At 60.9% G+C, this 19,984-nt stretch carries 19 protein-coding genes; 16 read left to right on the top strand and 3 right to left on the bottom strand.

The window, feature by feature from the left end; all coding sequences use genetic code 11:
* Nucleotides 1-4: 4 nt before the first annotated feature.
* Nucleotides 5-304 carry a hypothetical protein gene (locus tag CW354_RS22855; protein ID WP_133162114.1) on the bottom strand — a complete coding sequence of 100 codons (300 nt, stop codon included), beginning with the start codon at nt 302-304 and terminating at the stop codon, nt 5-7.
* A gap of 191 nt (nt 305-495) precedes the next feature.
* Here CW354_RS22855 and CW354_RS01555 point away from each other — a divergent pair, with 191 nt between their 5' ends.
* From CW354_RS01555 to CW354_RS01480, 16 genes are all read left to right on the top strand, one after another.
* Nucleotides 496-2,769, top strand: coding sequence for a TonB-dependent receptor (locus CW354_RS01555; RefSeq protein ID WP_104828284.1), 2,274 nt, complete (start codon nt 496-498; stop codon nt 2,767-2,769).
* A gap of 3 nt (nt 2,770-2,772) precedes the next feature.
* Complete coding sequence (locus CW354_RS01550; protein ID WP_104828283.1) at nt 2,773-4,131, top strand: spinster family MFS transporter; 1,359 nt, start codon at nt 2,773-2,775, stop codon at nt 4,129-4,131.
* Nucleotides 4,131-5,783 carry a carboxylesterase/lipase family protein gene (locus CW354_RS01545; protein WP_104828282.1) on the top strand — a complete coding sequence of 551 codons (1,653 nt, stop codon included), beginning with the start codon at nt 4,131-4,133 and terminating at the stop codon, nt 5,781-5,783. The genes CW354_RS01550 and CW354_RS01545 overlap by 1 nt, the downstream gene beginning before the upstream one ends.
* Nucleotides 5,780-7,375: an AMP-binding protein gene (locus tag CW354_RS01540; protein WP_104828281.1), complete on the top strand. Its 1,596-nt coding sequence runs from the start codon at nt 5,780-5,782 to the stop codon at nt 7,373-7,375. Before CW354_RS01545 ends, CW354_RS01540 begins: the two co-directional genes overlap by 4 nt.
* Before the next feature lie 56 nt (nt 7,376-7,431).
* On the top strand, nt 7,432-8,130 hold the full coding sequence (locus CW354_RS01535) for a TetR/AcrR family transcriptional regulator (protein ID WP_423793518.1): 699 nt from the start codon (nt 7,432-7,434) through the stop codon (nt 8,128-8,130).
* Between the two features lie 90 nt (nt 8,131-8,220).
* Complete coding sequence (locus CW354_RS01530; protein ID WP_104828279.1) at nt 8,221-9,102, top strand: SDR family NAD(P)-dependent oxidoreductase; 882 nt, start codon at nt 8,221-8,223, stop codon at nt 9,100-9,102.
* Between the two features lie 311 nt (nt 9,103-9,413).
* Nucleotides 9,414-10,808 (top strand): F0F1 ATP synthase subunit beta, encoded by a 1,395-nt coding sequence (gene atpD, locus CW354_RS01525; RefSeq protein ID WP_104828278.1) that lies wholly within the window; start codon nt 9,414-9,416, stop codon nt 10,806-10,808.
* The gene (locus CW354_RS01520) at nt 10,805-11,212 is read left to right on the top strand and encodes a F0F1 ATP synthase subunit epsilon (RefSeq protein WP_207764609.1); all 408 of its coding nucleotides are present in this window, start codon (nt 10,805-10,807) and stop codon (nt 11,210-11,212) included. Before atpD ends, CW354_RS01520 begins: the two co-directional genes overlap by 4 nt.
* Nucleotides 11,212-11,511: an AtpZ/AtpI family protein gene (locus tag CW354_RS01515; protein WP_104828277.1), complete on the top strand. Its 300-nt coding sequence runs from the start codon at nt 11,212-11,214 to the stop codon at nt 11,509-11,511. Before CW354_RS01520 ends, CW354_RS01515 begins: the two co-directional genes overlap by 1 nt.
* Entirely contained in the window at nt 11,504-12,739 is a 1,236-nt protein-coding gene (locus CW354_RS01510; protein ID WP_104828276.1) for a cation:proton antiporter, read from the top strand. Before CW354_RS01515 ends, CW354_RS01510 begins: the two co-directional genes overlap by 8 nt.
* Complete coding sequence (locus CW354_RS01505) at nt 12,736-13,047, top strand: N-ATPase subunit AtpR (protein ID WP_165793469.1); 312 nt, start codon at nt 12,736-12,738, stop codon at nt 13,045-13,047. Before CW354_RS01510 ends, CW354_RS01505 begins: the two co-directional genes overlap by 4 nt.
* Nucleotides 13,037-13,744, top strand: coding sequence for a F0F1 ATP synthase subunit A (locus CW354_RS01500; protein WP_104828274.1), 708 nt, complete (start codon nt 13,037-13,039; stop codon nt 13,742-13,744). The genes CW354_RS01505 and CW354_RS01500 overlap by 11 nt, the downstream gene beginning before the upstream one ends.
* Nucleotides 13,745-14,023 (top strand): F0F1 ATP synthase subunit C, encoded by a 279-nt coding sequence (locus tag CW354_RS01495; protein ID WP_104828273.1) that lies wholly within the window; start codon nt 13,745-13,747, stop codon nt 14,021-14,023.
* A 4-nt stretch (nt 14,024-14,027) separates the two neighbouring features.
* Complete coding sequence (locus tag CW354_RS01490; RefSeq protein WP_104828272.1) at nt 14,028-14,816, top strand: F0F1 ATP synthase subunit delta; 789 nt, start codon at nt 14,028-14,030, stop codon at nt 14,814-14,816.
* Nucleotides 14,813-16,366: an alternate F1F0 ATPase, F1 subunit alpha gene (locus CW354_RS01485; protein ID WP_104828271.1), complete on the top strand. Its 1,554-nt coding sequence runs from the start codon at nt 14,813-14,815 to the stop codon at nt 16,364-16,366. The genes CW354_RS01490 and CW354_RS01485 overlap by 4 nt, the downstream gene beginning before the upstream one ends.
* Before the next feature lie 5 nt (nt 16,367-16,371).
* Nucleotides 16,372-17,268 carry a F0F1 ATP synthase subunit gamma gene (locus CW354_RS01480; RefSeq protein WP_104828270.1) on the top strand — a complete coding sequence of 299 codons (897 nt, stop codon included), beginning with the start codon at nt 16,372-16,374 and terminating at the stop codon, nt 17,266-17,268.
* Nucleotides 17,269-17,289: 21 nt separating this feature from the next.
* On the opposite strand, the gene CW354_RS01475 is transcribed toward CW354_RS01480, so the two are convergent.
* Nucleotides 17,290-18,432 (bottom strand): cobalamin-independent methionine synthase II family protein, encoded by a 1,143-nt coding sequence (locus CW354_RS01475; RefSeq protein WP_104828269.1) that lies wholly within the window; start codon nt 18,430-18,432, stop codon nt 17,290-17,292.
* A 33-nt stretch (nt 18,433-18,465) separates the two neighbouring features.
* Nucleotides 18,466-19,869 (bottom strand): hypothetical protein, encoded by a 1,404-nt coding sequence (locus CW354_RS01470; protein ID WP_104828268.1) that lies wholly within the window; start codon nt 19,867-19,869, stop codon nt 18,466-18,468.
* Nucleotides 19,870-19,984 lie beyond the last annotated feature (115 nt).

Genomic DNA, 19,984 nt, shown 5'->3' with positions numbered 1-19,984 from the left:
GGCGTTACTCTCCCGTGCGAAAGCCGCATTCGCCGATCTCATGTGAATGCTGTTGTGGAGCACAGCCGGGAAATCGAAGCCCGCCCGCCGTCGCGATAGCAAAAATCGCAGCGCGGCAAACGACTTGCTTGAATTCAAAGATTGCCGGCTCCCAAAGCGTGACTTTGAAGACATTCACTTGCGTGTGAGTGTTGCCGTAAATGACTGGCGCCGTCAATTTTGTTCCGATTAAGCTGTTGATTGAAGGCAGTCGCCGGTCCTTTGGTGGCGGGGCTTCATCTTTGCGGAAAGGAGTGATCCGCATCCCGACAATGCCGGCGAGCGCTTTCGCAGTTGCAGCATTTTGGCGCGCTCATCATCGCGGGCATGGAGACTCTCCAACGTTTCGAACTTTATTCACACACACGATAGTGAGTGTTGACTCGAGTAATTTTCTTATCCAATAATGCTGGCATGCCGGCGAAAAAAGATCGGCGATCCGGGAGGGTTAGTTTTATGAAAAGCGAGCTTTTTGCGTCCGCATCAGCGGCCGCGTTCTTTATTCTGTCTGGTTCGGCCCTGGCGCAGGCGACGGACCCGCAATCTGCAGAAAATCAGGCCGATGGCGCCGGCGATGACCGAATCGTCGTCACCGCGACGCGCCGGGAGCAGAGTCTGCAGGATGTGCCGCTCAGCGTGACCGCCTTTTCGCAGGATGAGCTCACTGAGAAGGGCATTGTCGGCTATGAAGGGCTGGCGCTCGAAACGCCGGGCGCCGTCCTCAACAAGCCGACGTCGAACTTCAACACATTCTCCGTGCGGGGCATTGCGACGAACGGTTATCAGGCGAACCTGCAAAACTCGGTTGCGGTCTATATCGATGAATTGCCGATCTCGGCGAATGGCAACTCCACGCAGCTCGATTCGACTCTCTTCGATGTGGAGCGCGTCGAATTTCTGCGCGGTCCGCAGGGCACCCTGTTCGGGTCCGGCTCGCTCGCCGGCGCCATTCGTCTCCTGACAAAAAGTCCTGATCTCAATGAATTTGAGGCCGAGACGCTTGTCGATTTCGGCCTGACGGACGATGACTCCTTCCGCCAGCGCTACAATGGCATGGTCAACATCCCGCTCATCGAAGACGAACTGGCGGTGCGCGTTGTCGGCTTTTATCGGGACGAAGAAGGCTGGGTGACCAATATCGGAACCGGCGTCGACAACGCCAACACGCTCAAAAACTGGGGCGGCCGCTTCATCGTGCTGTGGGAGCCGAAGGAATGGGCGTCCCTGCGCCTGATGGCGCTGCGCGAGGAAAGCGATCCGGAAGACGCCCAGCTCATCAATCCCGCGCTCGATCCTGACCGCGAAACGCGCAGGACGCGCCGTCCCGACAAATATGGCGGCACTCTTGAGTCCTACAACGCGACGCTGGACCTCGATCTCGGCTTTGCAGACTTTACGAGCTCAACGACCTATTCGATTTACGATCAGTCTTTCATCATCGATCTCGACGCCACCTTCGGCGGCGCAATTCCCTTTGCGCTCGATGCGTTCGCTTACGATGACTCCTTCGTCGAAGAGGCGCGGCTGGTCTCCACGACGGACAGCAAGTTCGAATGGGTGCTCGGCGCCTTTTACTATTACAAGAGACGGGACGTCGATCTCTTCTACCGTTCGGACCCCGCCTTCCTTGATGCTTATGGCATGACGGGGCTTCCCGATGAATATTATCAGCGTCGTTTCAATCACTCGATCTCGCACGAGCTCGCAGGCTTTGGCGAGCTGACCTATCGCTTTAGCGATAATTTCTGGCTGACCGGCGGTCTTCGGTACGGCAAGCTGGACGTGCAAGGCTTCACCACGGGCGGTTATGACAGCAACTATCTCGTCAACGCCCTTTTCGGCGTGCCCGGTCCGCTGACAGTTAGCCCAATCATGCCTGCGGTGGGTGAGAAGGGCAAAGAAACCGGTCCGTCCTACAAGTTCAGCGCATCGTATAAGCCGATGGACAACATAACGGCTTACGCGACCTACTCGACCGGCTTCCGGGCGCCGGCGGTGAATGCGCGCGCCGGGCTCCCGAGCACAGTCGATCCGACGGACATTGTTATCCCTGACGGCGCTTCGTCGGACAAGTTGAAAAACTATGAGATCGGCCTGAAAGGAAACTGGTTCGACGGCAAGCTGAACGCCAATCTCGCCGCCTATCTGATCAACTGGAGCAACATTCAGGTGCAGGCGAACCGCGTCTCGGACTCGGTGCAGTTCGCCACCAATATCGGCGAAGCGCGAAGCAAAGGCTTTGAATTCGAGATTAACGTGTTGCCTATGGAAGGGCTGTCGATCGGTCTCAACGGATCGGTGAACGATACGGAAGTCACGGACCTCACGGCGGAGGAGGCGGCGATTTCCGGCGCGGTTGAAGGCGTATCGCTTGCGTTTCCGACTTTCCAGGGCGGGGCTTATCTGAGATACGCCACCGACATCACGCCGGATATCAGGGGCTTTTTCTCCGCAAATGTGCGCCATGTCGGCGACTTCCCCAATCAGTTTCCGAATGTGCCGGGACAGCCGGGCGTTCAGGCCCCGACTTATGGCTTTACCGAGCCGTATCAGAACGTGAATCTGTCGCTCGGCGCGGAGTTCAATCAGAACTTGAAGGCTACGCTTTATGTTGAGAACCTGACCGACGACCATTCGATCATATACCGTCATCCCGAGGCGTTCGCGGATGCGCGCGCCAGCACCTTGCGGCCGCGTACGATCGGCGTGCGACTCGGTTATCAATATTAAGCGATGAACACCACGCAAACCGTACCGCCGACTGACGTCGCGCCTGCTCCCGCAACCGGCCCCGCTGCTTCCGCAGCGGGGCCGGGCGCGCGGGCCTGGTGGGTGCTCGGCGTCTTGTGTTTCGTTTATGTGTTGAATTTTCTGGACCGGCAGCTTCTGTCCATTCTGGCGAAGCCGATCCAGGACGATCTGCATATCAGCGACGGTCAGCTCGGGCTGATCACCGGTCTTTATTTCGCGCTGTTTTATACGCTGATCGCGCTCCCGGTCGGCTGGTTCGCCGACAAGACCAACCGCGTGAAAGTGCTTTCTTTCGCCTGTTTCATCTGGAGCGCCGCAACGATCGCTTGCGGTCTGTCGAGGACCTTTCCGCAACTCGTCGCCGCGCGCATGACGGTGGGCGTTGGCGAAGCGGGCGGCGTGCCGCCGTCCTACGCCATCATCTCCGATTATTTTCCGTCGGGCACTCGTGGCCGGGCGCTCGGCATTTACAATATGGGCCCGCCCATCGGGATGGCGATGGGCGTCGCCTTCGGCGCCTCGATCGCCGACGCCTATAGCTGGCGCGACGCTTTTGTGTCTGTAGGCGTCATCGGCGTGCTTGTTGCTCTTGTTGTCTTTTTCTTCGTCCGCGAGCCCAAGCGCGGCGGGCTCGACATCAAAAAAGACGAAGCGCCGGCGCCGGCATCGACGGTTCCCGCGGAAGGTTTCTGGTCGACTTGCCGTATGTTTTTCAACCGGCCCGTGCTGCTCCTGATCTCTCTCGGCAGCGGCGCGACGCAATTCGTGACTTATGCAGTCTTGAATTTCACCACGCTCTTTTTGATGCGGGAAAAGGGAATGACCTTGAGCGAGGTCGCCGTCTATTACGCGCTTCTCATTGGCATCTGCGTCAGCGCCGGCATGTATGCGTCGGGGCGGCTCGTCGATTGGCTCGGGAAGCGGTCGAAAACCGCATATGCCTATGTTCCGGCGGTCGGCCTGACGCTCGCCGTTCCGTTTTTCGCGGGCTTTGTCTGGGCGCCGAGCTGGCCGCTGGCGCTGGCTTTCCTCGCAATCCCTACGGGCCTCAACTATTTCTATCTTTCGCCCGCGGTCGCGTTGGTGCAAGAAGAGGTGAAGCCGAATCAGCGCGTGCTTTCGGGCGCGCTCCTCCTCCTCGTCATGAATCTGATCGGTCTTGGCTTCGGCCCGACTTATCTCGGCATGGCCAGCGATTTCTTCCGCGTGAGCCATCCGGACAATTCGCTGCAGCTCGCCTTCTATACGCTCATTCCATTTTATTTCCTGGCGGTGGCGCTGTTTCTGGGGCTGGCGCGGGCGCTGCGCCGCGAGGCCGCTGAAGCTGAAGGAGCCGTCTGATGTCTTTTTTCTCTCGCCTGGCGGCGGCGGCTTTGTTGGCGGCGAATATCGCCTGCGCCCATGCAGGCGACGGCGGTCAGGGCGGCGTTCTTGTGAAGGCTCCGGCAGGCAAAGTCAGGGGCGTTGCCGAAGAGGGCGTCCAGGCTTTCAAGGGCATTCCCTATGCAGCGGCGCCCGTCGGCAACCGGCGCTGGAAGCCGCCGGCGCCGGCGGAGCAATGGGAAGGCGCGTTCGATGCGGGCGCGTTCGGCCCGGCCTGCATGCAATACCGCGCCAACAAAGACAGCATCTACGATGAGAATGTGAGCGCGTACAGCGAAGACTGTCTGTCGCTGAATATCTGGAAGCCGAAGGATGCGCAGAACGCGCCGGTGTTTGTATGGATCCATGGCGGCGCGTTAAGGAGCGGCGCGAGCGGCGTTTCCATGTATGACGGCGCCGCCTTCGCCAAGCGCGGCGTCATTTTCGTCTCGATAAATTATCGTCTCGGCATTCTGGGATATCTGGCGCATCCGGAATTGAGTGCGGAATCGCCGGACGGCGTTTCCGGCAATTACGGTCTTCTTGACCAGATCGCCGCGCTCGAATGGGTCCAGCGTAATATTGGCGCGTTCGGCGGCGATCCGGACAATGTAACGATCGCGGGCGAATCCGCGGGCGCGCTCAGCGTAATGTATCTCATGGCGTCGCCGCCGGCGCGTGGGCTCTTTGACAAAGCGGTCGCCCAAAGCGCCTATATGATTTCGACTCCGTCGCTGAAAGAGCAGCGTTACGGCATGCCGGCGGCCGAGGCTGTCGGGCTCTATGTCGCTGACAAGCTTGAAGCCGAAGATATTGCGGCTTTGCGCGAGATGGATGCGTTTTCGCTTACAAAGAAATCGCTGAAGACCGGTTATGCCGCATGGGGCACGGTGGATGGCGTCGTGCTCTCCGATGAACTCGTCAATATGTTTGATCGCGGCGAACAGGCGCCGGTCCCGATTCTGGCGGGGTTTAACAGCGGCGAGATCCGGTCGCTTCGGGCGCTCCTGCCGAAGCCGCCGAAAAACGCCGACGCCTATGAAGCCGAAATCCGCGCCCGCTATGGCGAGCTCGCCGAGGCGTTCCTGAAGCAATATCCGCCGAAAAACATCGAGGAAAGCATGCTCGCGACGACGCGCGACGCGATGTATGGCTGGACTGCCGAGCGTCTCGTGCGCAAGCAGACCGAGATTGGCGCCGAAGGCTATCTCTACATCTTCGATCATGGTTATCCGGCGGCGAATGAGATGGGGCTCCACGCCTTTCACGCCAGTGAAATTCCTTATGCGCTCGGCACGATAGACAAGGCGACGCCGAACTGGCCGGATATTCCCGATACGGATCGCGAACAAGAAATGTCCGACGCGATGGTCGGCTATTGGACGTCATTCGCGCGGGACGGCGAGCCAAGCGCGCAGGGCTATCCTTCGTGGCGTCCTTATTCCTCTGATGAAGCCTATATGTATTTCGCGGACGCGCCGGAAGGCCGGGCGACGCATCTTCTTCCCGGCATGTTCGAACTGCATGAGGAAGTGATGTGCCGGCGCCGCGCCGCAGGAGACATTCCCTGGACCTGGAATGTCGGCGTCGCCTCTCCGCCTCTGCCGCCGCAGGCGCCGGGGTGCCGATGATTGACGGCGCGATGCAGCCATATGCGCTAACTCTCAACAAGTTCATCGACCACGCCGCCAAATGGCGCCCCGATGTCGAGGTCGTGACGGCCCGGGAGGATGGCGCTGTTGAGCGTGTGGGATACGCCGCGTTGAGAGAGCGGGCGCTGCGCGTTTCGGCGGTGCTGGCCGAGCTCGGCGTCCGTTTCGGCGATCGCGTGGCGACCCTCGCCTGGAACACGCAGGCGCATGTCGAGGCATGGTATGCGATTATGGGGCTGGGCGGCGTATGCCACACGCTCAATCCGCGCCTGACGGCGGCGCAGCTCGCCGACATGGTGAAACAATCGGAAGCGCGGATTTTGATCGTCAGCGCCGACCTGGCGCCGCTCGCAAAGCAGGTTGTCGCGCGCGCTCCGTCTATCGCACAGATTCTGGTGATCGACGGCGCGCCGCCCAATTGGGGCGCGGATGAACTGGATGTTTGCGTCAACGCGCTGGAGCCTGCGCTCGGCGAAGCCAATGCGCACGATATTGTCTGGGGCGAGTTCGATGAGCGCACGCCGTCCGGCTTGTGTTTTACCTCCGGCACGACGGGCGCGCCGAAAGGCGTCACCTATACGCATCGTTCGAGCTATCTTCACACATTGCGGCTGCTTCAGGCCGATGTGGTCGGCATTACGTCTTTCGATGTTGTGATGCCTGTCGTGCCGATGTTTCATGCGAATGCATGGGGGCTGCCTTTTGCGGCCCCGGCCGCCGGCGCAAAACTTGTTTTGCCGGGGCGCCTGACGGATGGCGCGAGTTTGGCGACGCTCATTCAATCCGAGAACGTCACCATAGCGGTGGGCGTTCCGACGGTCTGGCTCGGTCTTGTTGAACATCTTGAAGCGAAGGGCGGCGACGTTCCGTCGCTGAAGCGGATCATGGTCGGCGGCGCGCCGCTGGCGCCGGCGCTGATGGACAGGCTTGAGCGCAGCCTCGGCGTCACGGTGCAGACAAGCTGGGGCATGACCGAGCTATCGCCATTAGGGACAAGCGCCCCGCCCGGCGAGCCGGAACGCAAGGCTTATATGTCGGGCCGGCCGGCGGTGGGGGTCGATCTGATGGTTTTCGACGCCGAAGGAAAACGGCTCTCGGAACAACGCAATGCCGAAGGCCATCTGCGCGTGCGCGGCTCGGCTGTGATCGAACGCTATTTCGGTCACGACGCGCCTGCGACCGATGCGGAGGGCTGGTTTGACACGGGCGATCTCGCCAAAATCGACTCAGAGGGCAATCTTGTCATCACGGGCCGCGCCAAGGACTTGATCAAGTCGGGCGGGGAGTGGATAAATCCGGCCGAGATCGAGGCCGTTGTCGGCGCTCTTCCGCAAGTCTCGCTTGTCGCGGTGATTGGCCGGTCCGACCCTAAATGGGGCGAACGGCCGATCCTTCTTGTGGAGTTGCGGGAGCACCAGTCGATCAGCGACGAGGAGCTCCTGGAGCCGCTGCGCGGACGGGTCGCGCCGTGGTGGGTTCCGGACGCAGTCATACGCGTTCAAAACATGCCGCTGGCGTCTACAGGCAAAATCGACAAGATGCGCCTGCGATCGGAGTATAATGACGCATGAGCAATGCTGACCTTTCGGCGGCGGGACATGCGACGAGAAAACGGAAAGGCCCAGCTTTGTCTTCAGCCGCGAAACCCAAGCGCAAGCGCTTGACGAAAGCCGAACAGCGCGCCGAGACGATCGAGCAAATCCTCGATACCGCCGAGTATCTGTTCTCGAAGCATGGGTTATATGGCGTGACGCTGAAGGACGTGGCGAAGCGTGTCGGCGTGCATCACACGCTCCTCAACTATTATTTTGAAGACAAGAAAAAGCTTTTTGACGCCGTCTTCGAACGCCGCGCCGTGGTGACGAGCGAGCGGCGCATGAGGGTGCTCGACGAATACGACAAAAAAACCAAGGGCAAACCGACAGTCGAAGGCGCCTTGCGGGCGTTTCTTGACACCGACCTCGATCTTTACATTGAAGGCGGCGAGGGCTGGAGAAATTATGCTGCGCTCGCGTCTCAGGTCGCCAACACGCCTGAGTGGGGCGCGGAAATGATGGATCAGCATTTCGATCCTGTGGTGTTGCGGCTGATCGATCTTTTGAAAAAAGCGTTGCCCGATTGTTCCGAAGAAGACATCTTCTGGGGCTATCATTTCGTCACCGGCGCCTTGATGCTGACGCTGGCGCGCACGGGCCGGATCGACAAACTCTCAAACGGCCTTTGCGAGTCGGACGATTTTCTCGCCGTGAAAGAGCGCATGGCGTCGTTCATGGCGGCGGGCTTTGTTGCGGTCTGCAAGCAGCAAAAAGCCAAACGAAAATCCTGATGTGACGGCCTATCATGCGGGGGAAGCTGCGGGGCTTATATTAACTCTCTAGTGAGTTAGTCAAAGTGGGTTGATTGGAAGGGTGTGGTTATGAAGCTTCAAGACCGAGTTGCGATTGTCACCGGGGCCGGCGGCGGGTTGGGCCGTCAGCACGCGCTGATGCTCGCGGGGCATGGCGCCAAAATTATCGTCAATGATCTGAATAAAGATGACGCGCAGCGTGTTGCGGAAGAGGTTAGGGCCAAAGGCGGCGAGGCGATCGGCGTCGCTGCTTCGGTCACCGAGGAAGAGCAAGTCGCGGCGATGATCGATCGGGTCATGACGGCCTATGGTCGGATCGACATCCTCGTCAACAACGCCGGCATTTTGCGCGACAAGAGTTTCGCCAAAATGGATCTCGCCGATTTCCGGCTCGTGGTCGATGTGCATCTCATGGGCGCCGTGATTTGCACCAAAGCCGTCTGGGAAATCATGCGCCAGCAGGCCTATGGCCGGCTTGTCATGACGACCTCTTCCTCCGGGCTATACGGCAATTTCGGCCAGGCGAATTACGCCGCCGCCAAGATGGCGCTGGTCGGTTTGATGCAGACTTTGGCGATCGAGGGCGAAAAATACGACATCCGCGTGAATTGCCTCGCCCCGACGGCGGCGACGCAGATGACGGACGGAGTGTTGTCGCCGGAAGCGCTCGAGAAGCTTTCGCCGGAACTTGTCAGCCCCGGCCTTTTGGCGCTCGTCAACGAAGCGGCGCCGACACGGGCGATTTTATGCGCCGGCGCGGGGCATTTCGCCCGGGCCAATGTCACTCTTACGAAAGGCGCTTATGTCGGCGGCGGCGCCGAGGCGGGCGAACAGGTGATCGCCGCATGGAACAAAATCAGCGATCGCACGGATGAGTTCGCGCCTGCTTACGGTTTCGAGCAGCTCAAGCGGGAACTGGCCAGCGCCGGCTTCGAGCCGCCCAAAAAATAAGCCGCATGAGTCTTTGCGCTCTCCCGGACGCGTTCAACTGACGCCGCGCGGCATGGTGACGCGCCAGACCAGGCGAAAGAGCCGGCTTTAACGACGTTTTAGCCAAGCGGAGACGCTGGCGGGGCGCAGGCGGGCGCCGCCAGGCGCGCGATCATGGGCCGGGGAGAATCGCGAGCGCATTCAGCAAGGTAAGGCTTGGCGTTTACCGGCGCATCCTTCAAAATAGGGGCGCTTGCCCGGCGCGTGCGCGAATATCATATGATAAGGCGTGCAAGGGGACAGGCGGCCTGATCATGGAATGATGAAGCCCTATGCGCGACAATGACGGAACCGGCACAGTCACAGGCATAGAAGCCAGCGTTGTCGACGTCCGCTTTCCCGGCCAAACCCCGGCCCTCAACACGATGCTGCGGATCGGCGAGAAGGGCGAAATCGTTGCTGAAGTCGCTAGCCTGACGGGGCCGCATACGGTTCGCGCGCTTGTCTTCACCCCTTCGAAAGCGCTGGCGCTGGGGGCGCCGGTCGTCGCTGTCGGCGAATCGCTGAGCGCCCCGGTGGGCGAGGCGGTGCTGGGGCGCGCGATTAATCTCTTGGGCGAACCCATCGATCATGGCGGGCCGCTCGGCGATGTGGACTGGCGGTCCATTCACGCCGCCCCCGCGCCCTTGTCGGAACGCACGGTGGAGACGGACATCTTCGTCACCGGCATCAAGGCCATCGACCTTCTTGCGCCGCTGGAGCGCGGCGGCAAGGCGGGGCTCTTTGGCGGCGCCGGCGTCGGCAAGACGGTGCTGATCACCGAAATGATTCACAATACCGCCGCCGAGCACGAAGGCGTCAGCCTGTTTTGCGGCATTGGCGAACGCTGCCGCGAGGCGGAGGAGCTTTATCGCCAGATGAAGAAGGCGGAGGTGCTTGACCGCACGGTGCTGGTGTTCGGGCAGATGAACGAAGCGCCGGCCGTGCGCTTTCGCGTCGGCCACGCCGCCCTCACGATTGCGGAATATTTCCGCGACGACCGGCATCAAAACGTTCTCCTTCTCATCGACAATATTTACCGCTTCGTGCAGGCCGGCGGCGAAGTCTCCGGTCTGTTGGGGCGCACGCCGTCGCGGGTCGGCTATCAGCCGACCCTTGGAACCGAGCTTGCCGAACTGGAAGAACGCATCAGCAATACGGCGGCGGGCTCCATCACCTCGATCCAGGCGGTCTATGTGCCGGCGGACGATTTCACCGACCCCGCGGCGACGCACACCTTCGGCCATCTGTCGGCCTCGATCGTGCTCTCGCGCAAGCGCGCCAGCCAGGGGCTTTATCCCGCCATCGATCCCCTGAAATCGGCGTCGAAGCTTCTCGCGCCCGGCAGCGTCAGCAAAGATCATTACCGCATTGCGCGCGATGTCCGGCAGGTGCTGGCGGAATATGAAGAGCTCAAAGACATCATCGCCATGCTGGGCACGGAAGAGCTTTCCGAACAGGATCGCGCGACGGTGGCGAAGGCGCGCCGGCTCGAACGGTTCCTGACGCAGCCGTTCTTTTCCACGGAAAAATTCAGCGGGTATCCGGGGGCTTTCGTGACGCTCGAAGAGACGCTCGACGGGTGCAGGCGCATTCTAAGCGGGGAACTGAACGACAGGCCGGAAAGCGCGTTTTATATGACAGGCGGGCTGGGCGATCTTGAAAAGACCGCGGAGAAAGCCTCATGACGCGGCCCGTCGACATGCAGCTCTTGGTGACGACGCCCACCGACATCGTGGCGGATGAACGCGCCGGAAAAATCATCGCCGAGGCGACGAACGGGTCCTTTGCGCTCCTGCCGCGTCATGTGGATTTTGTCGCGCCTTTGACGGCGGGCGTTCTGGCTTATCAGACCATGGAGGGCGAGGAACGCTTCCTTGGCGTTGATGAAGGGTTTCTTGTGAAAATGGGCGGCTCCGTTCGCGTGTCGACGCGCAATGCTTTGCGCGAAGACACGCTTGAGCGCCTGCAGACCCGCGTTCATGCAGAGTTCGAGGCGCGCAGCGCGCGGGAAGTCGCCGCGCGCTCAGCGCTTGCCCGGCTCGAAACCGGCCTCATCCGCCGCTTTGTCGAGCTGGAGCGGCAATTATAATGTCCGCTGACGATAAATCGCCTCAAGGCAATGGCGCTGCGCAAATCGAACGCAAGGCCGCCCGCAAGATCAAGGCGCGCCGGGAAGGGCGACACAGCATCTGGTTCGGTTTCGGCATGTTCGGGCTCATCGGGTGGGCTGTTGCGGTCCCGACATTGATCGGCGTTGCGCTCGGCCTGTGGCTCGACCGCGTTGCGCCGACAAGTTTTTCCTGGACGTTGGCGCTGATTGTCGCCGGCGTGTGTCTTGGCTGCTGGAACGCCTGGCGCTGGGTCAGTCAGGAGCGCTCCGATGACTGAACTGCATGGCGAAGCTTCCATCGTTCTCCTGCTGTTAGGCGCGATCATCGTCTCCAGCGTCATTATCCGGCGCAGTTTCGAGCGCATTCATATGCCGCCGATTGTCGGCTACACGATGCTCGGTCTTCTGATTTCAACGCTCGACCCGTCAGCGGACTTCATATCGGTCGATGCGCGTCGCACGATCGGCGTGTTCGCCAATATCGGCCTTGTCGCGCTTCTTTTTCGCGTAGGGCTTGAAAGCAACCTCGCCGCGCTTGTGCAGCAACTTCGCCCGGCGCTCATGGTCTGGGTGTCGGATATAACGGTTTCGGCGCTTACGGCCTTTGCCGTGGTGCGGTATGTATTTGATTTTGGCCTGATCCCGGCGATTCTTTCCGGGGCGGCGTTCAGCGCCACCAGCGTCGGAGTCAGCACGGCCGTATGGCGCGACGCGAAAGCGCTTAAACGGCCTTCGGGCGCGTTGCTGATCGATGTCGCCGAACTCGACGATATATCCGCCGTCATCATCATCAGCATCCTGTTCGCGCTCGGTCCGCTGATCGGGGGCGGCGCCGGCGGGTCTCTGGCGCCGCTTCTGGCGCATCAGACGGCGCTGGTTCTGATCAATCTCGCTTTGTTCGCCACAGGCTGCATCGTATTTTCCCGGTTCATTGAAAAACGCGTCACAAAGCGTTTCGCGCAGCTCGATCCGAAATACGGGCCCGCTTTCTTCGCCGCGGGCGCGGCGTTTGCGATCGCAGCGGCCGCGGATCTTCTGGGATTGTCTCTGGCGATCGGCGCCATGTTCGCGGGGCTGGCGTTCAGCCGCGATCCTGTGGAGCGAAAAATCGATCAGTCGTTTTCGCCGATCTATGATTTTTTCGCGCCCTTCTTTTTTGTCCATATCGGCATGGGGGTTGAGATTCAGTACATCTTCAGCGCGCTTGGTTTCGGGATTATTCTTTTCGCCGCCGCTTCGCTTGGAAAGATTGTGGGCGTCGGCCTTCCCTCCCTCAGATTCATCCGCCCCCGCGGCGCGCTTCTGATCGGCGTCAGCATGATCCCGCGCGCCGAAATCGCGCTATTGGTGATGGGCTACGGCCTTAGCCTGGGGGATTGGGCGACGCCGCCGGCGCTTTACAACACAGTGGTGCTCGTCAGTCTGGCGACATGCATTTTAAGTCCCATCGCGGTGCGCTGGCTTTTGCAAACCTCGCCGCCGCTGGAAAGGAAGGCTTTGACATGAACCCTGTTGTGCTTATCGCCGCCGCCGGCGTTGGCTTTGCTGGAGGGCTCGCTTATTTTCACATGCTGTGGCGGGCGACGAAAGCCCATGCGGCGGGGCGGTCGGACGGCCTCGCCTTCGGCATGATGATTTTTGTCCGTCTCGCCGCCGTGCTGGCGGTTCTCGGCGCAGCGCTTGCGCTCGGCGCCGGCGCGCTGGAAATCGGCGTCGCGATGCTCGGTTTTCTGGCGGCCCGTCATCTCTCTTTGGCCCGCGCCCGCCGGGCGCAAGGCGCGGCGGCGGAAAAGGAGCGCTCCCATGCGCATTAGTCCGGACGAATGGGTGTTTTTCTCCTATGGCGCGTTCGAGCTGAACGCGACCATCTCTTTTACCTGGCTGGTCATGTTGCTGATTGCCGGCGCATCCTGGATCGTGACCCGCAATTTGTCGGATACAGAGGAAATCTCACCCTTTCAGAACTTTCTCGAAGTGCTCGTCACCGGTCTCGCCGACCAGATTCAGGATGTCAGCCGGCAGGAGCCCGGCCGCTATCTCCCTTTTGTCGGCACGCTCTTTGTTTTTATCGCCGTTTCGAACCTGCTGTCGGTCGTCCCGGGATACGCCGCGCCGACGGGCTCCCTGTCAACGACGACGGCGCTCGCGCTCTGCGTCTTCGTCGCCGTTCCGCTTTACGGCGTCGCGTCGCGGGGCGTTATCGGTTACCTCAAGCAATATCTGCGCCCGACGCCTTTCATGCTGCCTTTCACGGTGATCAGCGAATTGTCGCGCACCATCGCGCTTGCGGTCCGGCTTTACGGCAATGTCATGAGCGGCGCCATGATCGCCGGCATTCTGATCAGCATCACCCCGTTTTTCTTCCCCGTCGTCATGCAGCTGCTCGGCCTCATTACGGGATTTATTCAGGCCTATATCTTCGCCGTTCTTGCAATGGTTTATATTGCGTCCGCCACGCACGCCCATGAGGTTAAAACGGCGCGCGCAGACCAGTCTTCAAAGGAGAGTTAGATGGACCCTTCAAGCCTTATCGGCGCCGTCTCTATTTTTACAGCCGGATTGACCATCGCCATCGGTTCAATCGGTCCCGCCTTGGGGGAAGCGCGTGCGGCGGCGCAGGCGCTCGCCGCCATTGCGCAGCAGCCCGATGAATCGAACACGATCACGCGCACGCTTTTTGTCAGCCTGGCGATGATCGAATCGACGGCGATTTACTGCTTCGTCGTGGCGATGATCCTGATCTTTGCAAATCCGTTCTGGGGCGCCATCCGAGAGCAGGCCGGAGGCTGATGCCATGGAGATCAATTGGGTTACAGTCGCGGCCCAGATCGTCAATTTTCTCGTCCTTGTCTGGCTCCTGAAGAGGTTTCTTTACGGTCCGGTGACCCGGGCTATGGAGCGGCGGCAAAAGCGCGTCCGGGACCGTCTTCAGGAAGCCGAATCGATGCGCGGGAAAGCCGAACAGGAACGCGACGCATTGAAAGCGGAACGCGACGCGCTTGACCGGAAACGCGAAGAGATGCTGTCCGAGGCGCGCGCTGCAGCCGACAAGCTGCGACATGAGCTTGAGAAACAAACGCGCGAGAGCGTCGACGCCGAACGGGCGGCGTGGTTCGCCCGCCTCTCCGGCGACCGGCAGGAAGTTCTCAGCGATATTCGCCGCCGGGCGGGGGAGGAGTTTTTTGCGATCGCGCGCGCGGCGTTTCGGGATCTCGCCGATGACCGGCTTGAAGCGCGCATGATTGCGGCGTTTGCGGAAAAGCTTCGCGCGCTGCCAGAAGAAACGCTGGAAAAACTGAAAAGCGCAGTGCGCCGGGAGACAAGTTCGGCGCAGATCGAATCCGCGTTCCCGCTTGAAGCAGAAGACCGGGAGGCGATCGAACTGGCGCTCAAGGACATTCTGCAAGCCGATGTGAGCGCCGATTATGTCCAAAGAGAAGACCTGATCGCCGGGATCCGGTTGCGCCTCGACAGCCAGGTCGTCGAATGGGGCCTCGACAGCTATCTTGACGAACTGGAAGAGCGTTTGGGAACGGCGCTTTCGGACGCCGGCGTCGCCGAAGCGAAAAAGGCGGCGGAATGACGGGCTCTGAAACGCTATCCCTGCGTGCGTCTTGCGACAATGTTTTCGATGAGCTTTCAAAGGCGCGCCGCGAAACGCCGCCCCGGCTTAGTCTGATGGAGGAAGGCGCCGTCGCACAGGTCGGCGAAGGCGTCGCCTTCGTCACTGGCTTTTCCGAACTCCTGGCCGATGAGCTTTTGAGCTTTCCCGGCGGGTTAATGGGCATCGCCTCCACCATCCGGACCACCGGCGTCGGCGTTGTGCTGCTTGGCGGGGGCGATAAGCTGCACACAGGCGCGGAGGTGCGGCGCACCAAACGGGTCGTCGATGCGCCGGTGGGAGAAGGCTTGCTGGGCCGCGTGGTGGACGGGCTTGGCCGGCCGCTCGACGGGGGCGGTCCGGTCAAAGCCGCTGAACGCTGGCCGATCGAACGCCCGGCGCCGGCGATCATGGATCGCGCGCCTGTCGCAGAACCCTTGCAGACCGGGTTGAAATCCGTCGACGCCGCCATTCCCATAGGCCGCGGCCAGCGCGAGCTCATTCTCGGCGACCGCCAGACAGGCAAGACGGCCGTCGCCGTCAGCGCCATTCTCAACCAGAAAAACGAGGATGTCGTTTGCATTTACTGCGCTATCGGCCAGCGCGCCTCGGCGGTCGCGCGCGTCATCGATCAGCTTGAAAAAGGCGGCATGCGCCAGCGCACGATTGTCGTCGCGGCAAGCGGCGAGGAGGCGCCGGGCCTGCAATTCGTCGCGCCTTACGCGGCGACCAGCATGGCGGAATATTTTATGGAGAAGGGGCGGGATGTTTTGATTGTCTATGACGATCTCACGCGTCATGCGCGCGCTTATCGCGAATTGTCCTTGCTTCTGCGCCGGCCGCCGGGCCGCGAAGCTTATCCCGGCGACATTTTTTACATTCATTCGCGCCTTCTCGAGCGCGCGGCGCATTTGTCGAAAGAGCGCGGCGGCGGCTCGCTGACCGCGCTGCCGGTCATCGAAACCCAGGCGCAGAATATCTCCGCCTATATCCCGACCAACCTGATTTCGATCACCGACGGCCAGATCTATCTGTCTCCTGATCTTTTCAGCAAGGGCGTCCTGCCGGCGGTGGATATCGGCCTGTCGGTCTCAAGGGTCGGCGGAGACGCCCAACGCCGCGCCTATCGCGCGGTGGCGCCCGATTTGCGGCTTTATTATGCGCAGTTCGAGGAGCTTGAATCCTTTTCCCGTTTCGGGGCGCGGCTCGACAAGGACACGCGCCAGCGGCTGGAGCGCGGGCGGCGCATCCGCGAAGTGCTCAAGCAAGGCGAATATGATCGTTTCTCCGCGCCGGAGCAGATCGCCGTCCTCTTGTCGGCGACGGAAGGGGTTTTCGACGATGTGGCGATCGAAGACATCGACGCTGCGGAAGCGGCCATCCGCCGTGCGGCAAACGAGGATTTGCCGGATCTTTCGAAAAAAATCCTCAGCGATTCCGAGTTCGGGGAAGAGGATAAGAAAAAAGTGCTCGCCGCAGCGCGAAGCGCGTTGGAGCGAAAGGGCGTGGACAACAGGGAAGACGATTCGTGACCGCAATGGAGCAACTGGTGCGCCGGGAAAAGACCGGGCGCGACCTGCAGTCGATTGTCGGCGTCATGAAATCGCTCTCGGCCGTGGCGATCAAGCATTATGACGAGGGCGCGGCCGCGCTGCTTCATTATCGCGGCGTTGTGGACGCCGGCCTTCAGGCGGTGTTGCGGCAAGCCAAACTGACGCCGCGCGCCGAGCCGGTTCGCGGACGCGCCGCCTATATCGTCATCGGATCGGACCGCGGTCTTTGCGGGCGCTTTAATGAAACCGTCGTCGAGGCGGCGGCGGCGAAGCTGGCGGAAGCCGAGGAGCGCGAAGAGGAAACGCTTGTCCTCACTATCGGCGCCCGAGCCGAGGCGCGGCTTGACTCTTATGGGACGCCGTCCGGCTATACGATGCCGCTGCCCGGCGCCGTCGAAGCGGTGGGCGAGAGCGTGGAAAGCATCTTGTTGTGGCTCGACGACAATCGGGAAAAAGCTGGGCTCGGGAGCGTTACGGTTTTCTATAACCAGCGCACGGAAGAAAAGCTGGCGGCGACGCAGGAAGACGTCATCCTGCCGGTGACGCAAGACTATCTCGAAAAGTTGAAGCAAAAGCCCTGGCCGTCACACAGCCTGCCGGCCTTCACCGTTGACGCGGACGACCTTTTCTCCCGTCTCATTCGCGAACATATGTTTCTTTCTCTGGCGCGGGGCCTGATCGAGTCGCTCGCCAGCGAACATGCGTCCCGCCTGGCGGCGATGCAGCGCGCCGAACGCCATATCGACGATTATCTCGCCACGCTCACGGCCGATATCCGTCACGAACGCCAGAGCGCCATCACGCAGCAGCTCCTCGACATTGTGGGCAGCTATAATGTGATGAAGGAGCGGGAGGAGGCGGGCGCCGCCGAACAAGACTGATGTAAGGCGGCCTGGGGCTTCTTACGGCCAGAACTGTTTCGAGGCGATTTTCGCGCCTTCGGCGAGCGCGGCGAGCTTGGCGAAGGCGACGCTGGGGTCGACGCCGCCGGAGCCGGCGTGAATGGAAAAACCGCAATCGACGCCGGCCATGACATTCTCGCGCCCGACGAGATTGGCGTAACGCGCAATGCGCTGCGCGACGAGATCGGGGTGCTCGATATAGTTCGACTGGCATTCGATGACGCCGGGGATCAGCACCTTGCCTTCGGGCAGTTTCACATTTTCGAAAAGCTCATATTCATGGGCGTGGCGCGGGTTCGCGGCTTCGAAGAGAATGGCGTGCGGCTTTGCCTGCCAGACGAGGTCGATGATGTCCTTGAAGGGAACGTCGCAATGATGCGGGCCCGGATAATTGCCCCAGCACATATGCATGCGCAGTTGCTCGGCGGGGATGTTGGCGACGGCCTTGTTGAGCGCTTCGATATGCAGCGCCATGCGGTCGCGAAAGCCGTTGAGATCGAGATGGGCGTATTGCGTGTGCCGGCCCATGGCGAGGTCGGGGCAGTCGATCTGCAGCGTAATGCCCTCCGCCGCGATGGTCTCGTATTCGTGGCGCAGCCCCTCGGCGACGGCGAAGAGATAATCCTCGTGGCTGTCGTAATATTCATTGCCGAAGAAGAGGGTCGTCACGCCGGGGGAGGCGGCGCTCATGAACGGCTTTACGCCCTCATGCTCGGCGACGGCGGCGTTGAGGCGCGCCGCGTCTTTCGCCGGCGCTTCCATGTCCTTGACGCTGATCGGCCCGTTGCAGGCCGGGGTCTTGCGGTGCTTGCGGCCTGGATCGTCGAAAATGCGTTTTTTCAGCGAAGGAAAATCCTCGATGTCCTGAAAGACATAGGAATTGCCGGCGCCGCCGAAGCCCGCGAGGCGGTCCTTGATATAGGTCGCATAGCTCGGCTTCGACATTTCGCCGTCATTGACGACGTCGATGCCGGCTTCGGCCTGTTTGGCGACAATATCGCGGACGGCGGCTTCGATTTCCTTTTCGACCGCGTCCGGATCGAGGGGCAGGCCGTCTTCGCGCGCGAACATGATTTCGATCAGCTTTTCCGGGCGCGGCAGGCTGCCCACATGAGTTGTCAGAAATCGTCCCGCTGAAGCCATGATATTCTCCTCGCCTTATAAAACTCTTCGCGCTTACGCGCCGCGCGTTCTCGAGACGACATAGGATTCGTCATTGAACCACAGGCCGCCATGTTTTTTCAAAACTTCTCGCGTCGCCTGAAGATAGTCCGCGCCTTCCGGTCCGTCTTCAAGCCGGTCGTCTTCGATCTGCGCGACATAGACGGCGTCGTTCCACGCCGCGAACAGGGTTGAGGTGCCGATGCTCGAATCGACTTCCGTCGGCAGGGTGTGCATCTTGTATTGAAAGATCGAGCGGTCGTCGGAGAACGCATTGAAATCGAACTCCTCCGCCTCGTCGCCGAGCGCGTCTTTCAGCGCGCGCAGAATGTCGTGACGGCTCGTTTCGAACGGATTGTCGTCCGGCCAGATCCTGTTGATGATCTCCATGCCGGGATCGCGGCCGTAGGAATGAATGCCGAGCAGCCTTCCGCTCGGGCGCAGGGCCCGGGCGAGGGGCGCGATGACGTTTTTCGCCTTGAAGGCGGCGGGCACGCGCAACCGATAGGGCTGCGAGGCGAGAACGAGATCGTAGTCGGCTTTCGCTTCGCCCTGTTTCGGGATGACGTCGTTTAAAAGGAACTTGTAATCCTCGCGATAGATGACAAGGACGGCCGGATGGTCGTAAATCGGGTTGCCGGTCTTGGGGCTGTGGCGCGCCTGCCAGTTTTCGGTGAGGAAACTGTCGAGTTCGGAAATCTGGCGGTCGAAATCATGGGCCGTGCCGCCTTTCAGGGCGACTTCCTTCCAGACCAGGGCGTCTTTGGCTTCCTGCTTCTTCGGCGTCAGCCAGGGCGCCTCGGAATAGAACATGTTCGTGAAAACGAGCACGGTCGCCGGATGTTCGAACAAACGGTCGGCCATTTTGCCGAGCGTTAAACGAATGTCTTCGAGGCTGATCTCTTTGCCGGACACATAAAAAGGCATGGTCGGGAAACGCCCGTGCATTTCACGCAGGAGTTTTGCGAGCACGGTGCCGTCGCCGATGCCGCCGTCGAAGAGCCGGATCGCCGGCGGCGCGGGATGAATGTGGGAGAGCTCCATGCCGGCCCGCTCGGCGACAATGTCCTTTTCGCTGCAGGTGTTCACGAACATCAGATATTTCTGACGATTGTCGAAGAACCTGAAATTTTTCTCAGAGGATGTGTCGCTTGCGGCGGCGGCGAGGCTCTCGCTTGGCAGGATGTGAAGAAGGCCGGGATCGGGCGCGGACGGCGCCGCGCCGCCATGACTTGAGATGAACTTGACGACGCGGTCCCAGGTTTCCGGCCGCAAGCGCGAGCCGTCTTTCAAGCGCGACACGAATTTTCCGTCATTGACGGCGCGCCGGCCGAACGTCGACTCGGCCATGGAGTGTTGCCGGCAGAAAGCATAGATGCTTTCCAGCAACGTCTGAGCGTTTTCCGTGACTGGCTGCATGAGCGTTTCCTTTGTTTTTGCAGCAGCTTACCGGCGAAGCTGTGGGACCAGCACTACAAAAATCCGAGAGCGTCCCATGGGCTTGATCCCAACACGGATGTTTCGGGACTCTCGC

The organism is Hyphococcus luteus (assembly GCF_002943565.1).
GTDB classification, from domain to species: Bacteria; Pseudomonadota; Alphaproteobacteria; order Caulobacterales; family Parvularculaceae; genus Hyphococcus; species Hyphococcus luteus.
The sequence above is the reverse complement of the archived record's forward strand: the minus strand, read 5'-3'. Positions and strand labels throughout refer to the sequence as shown.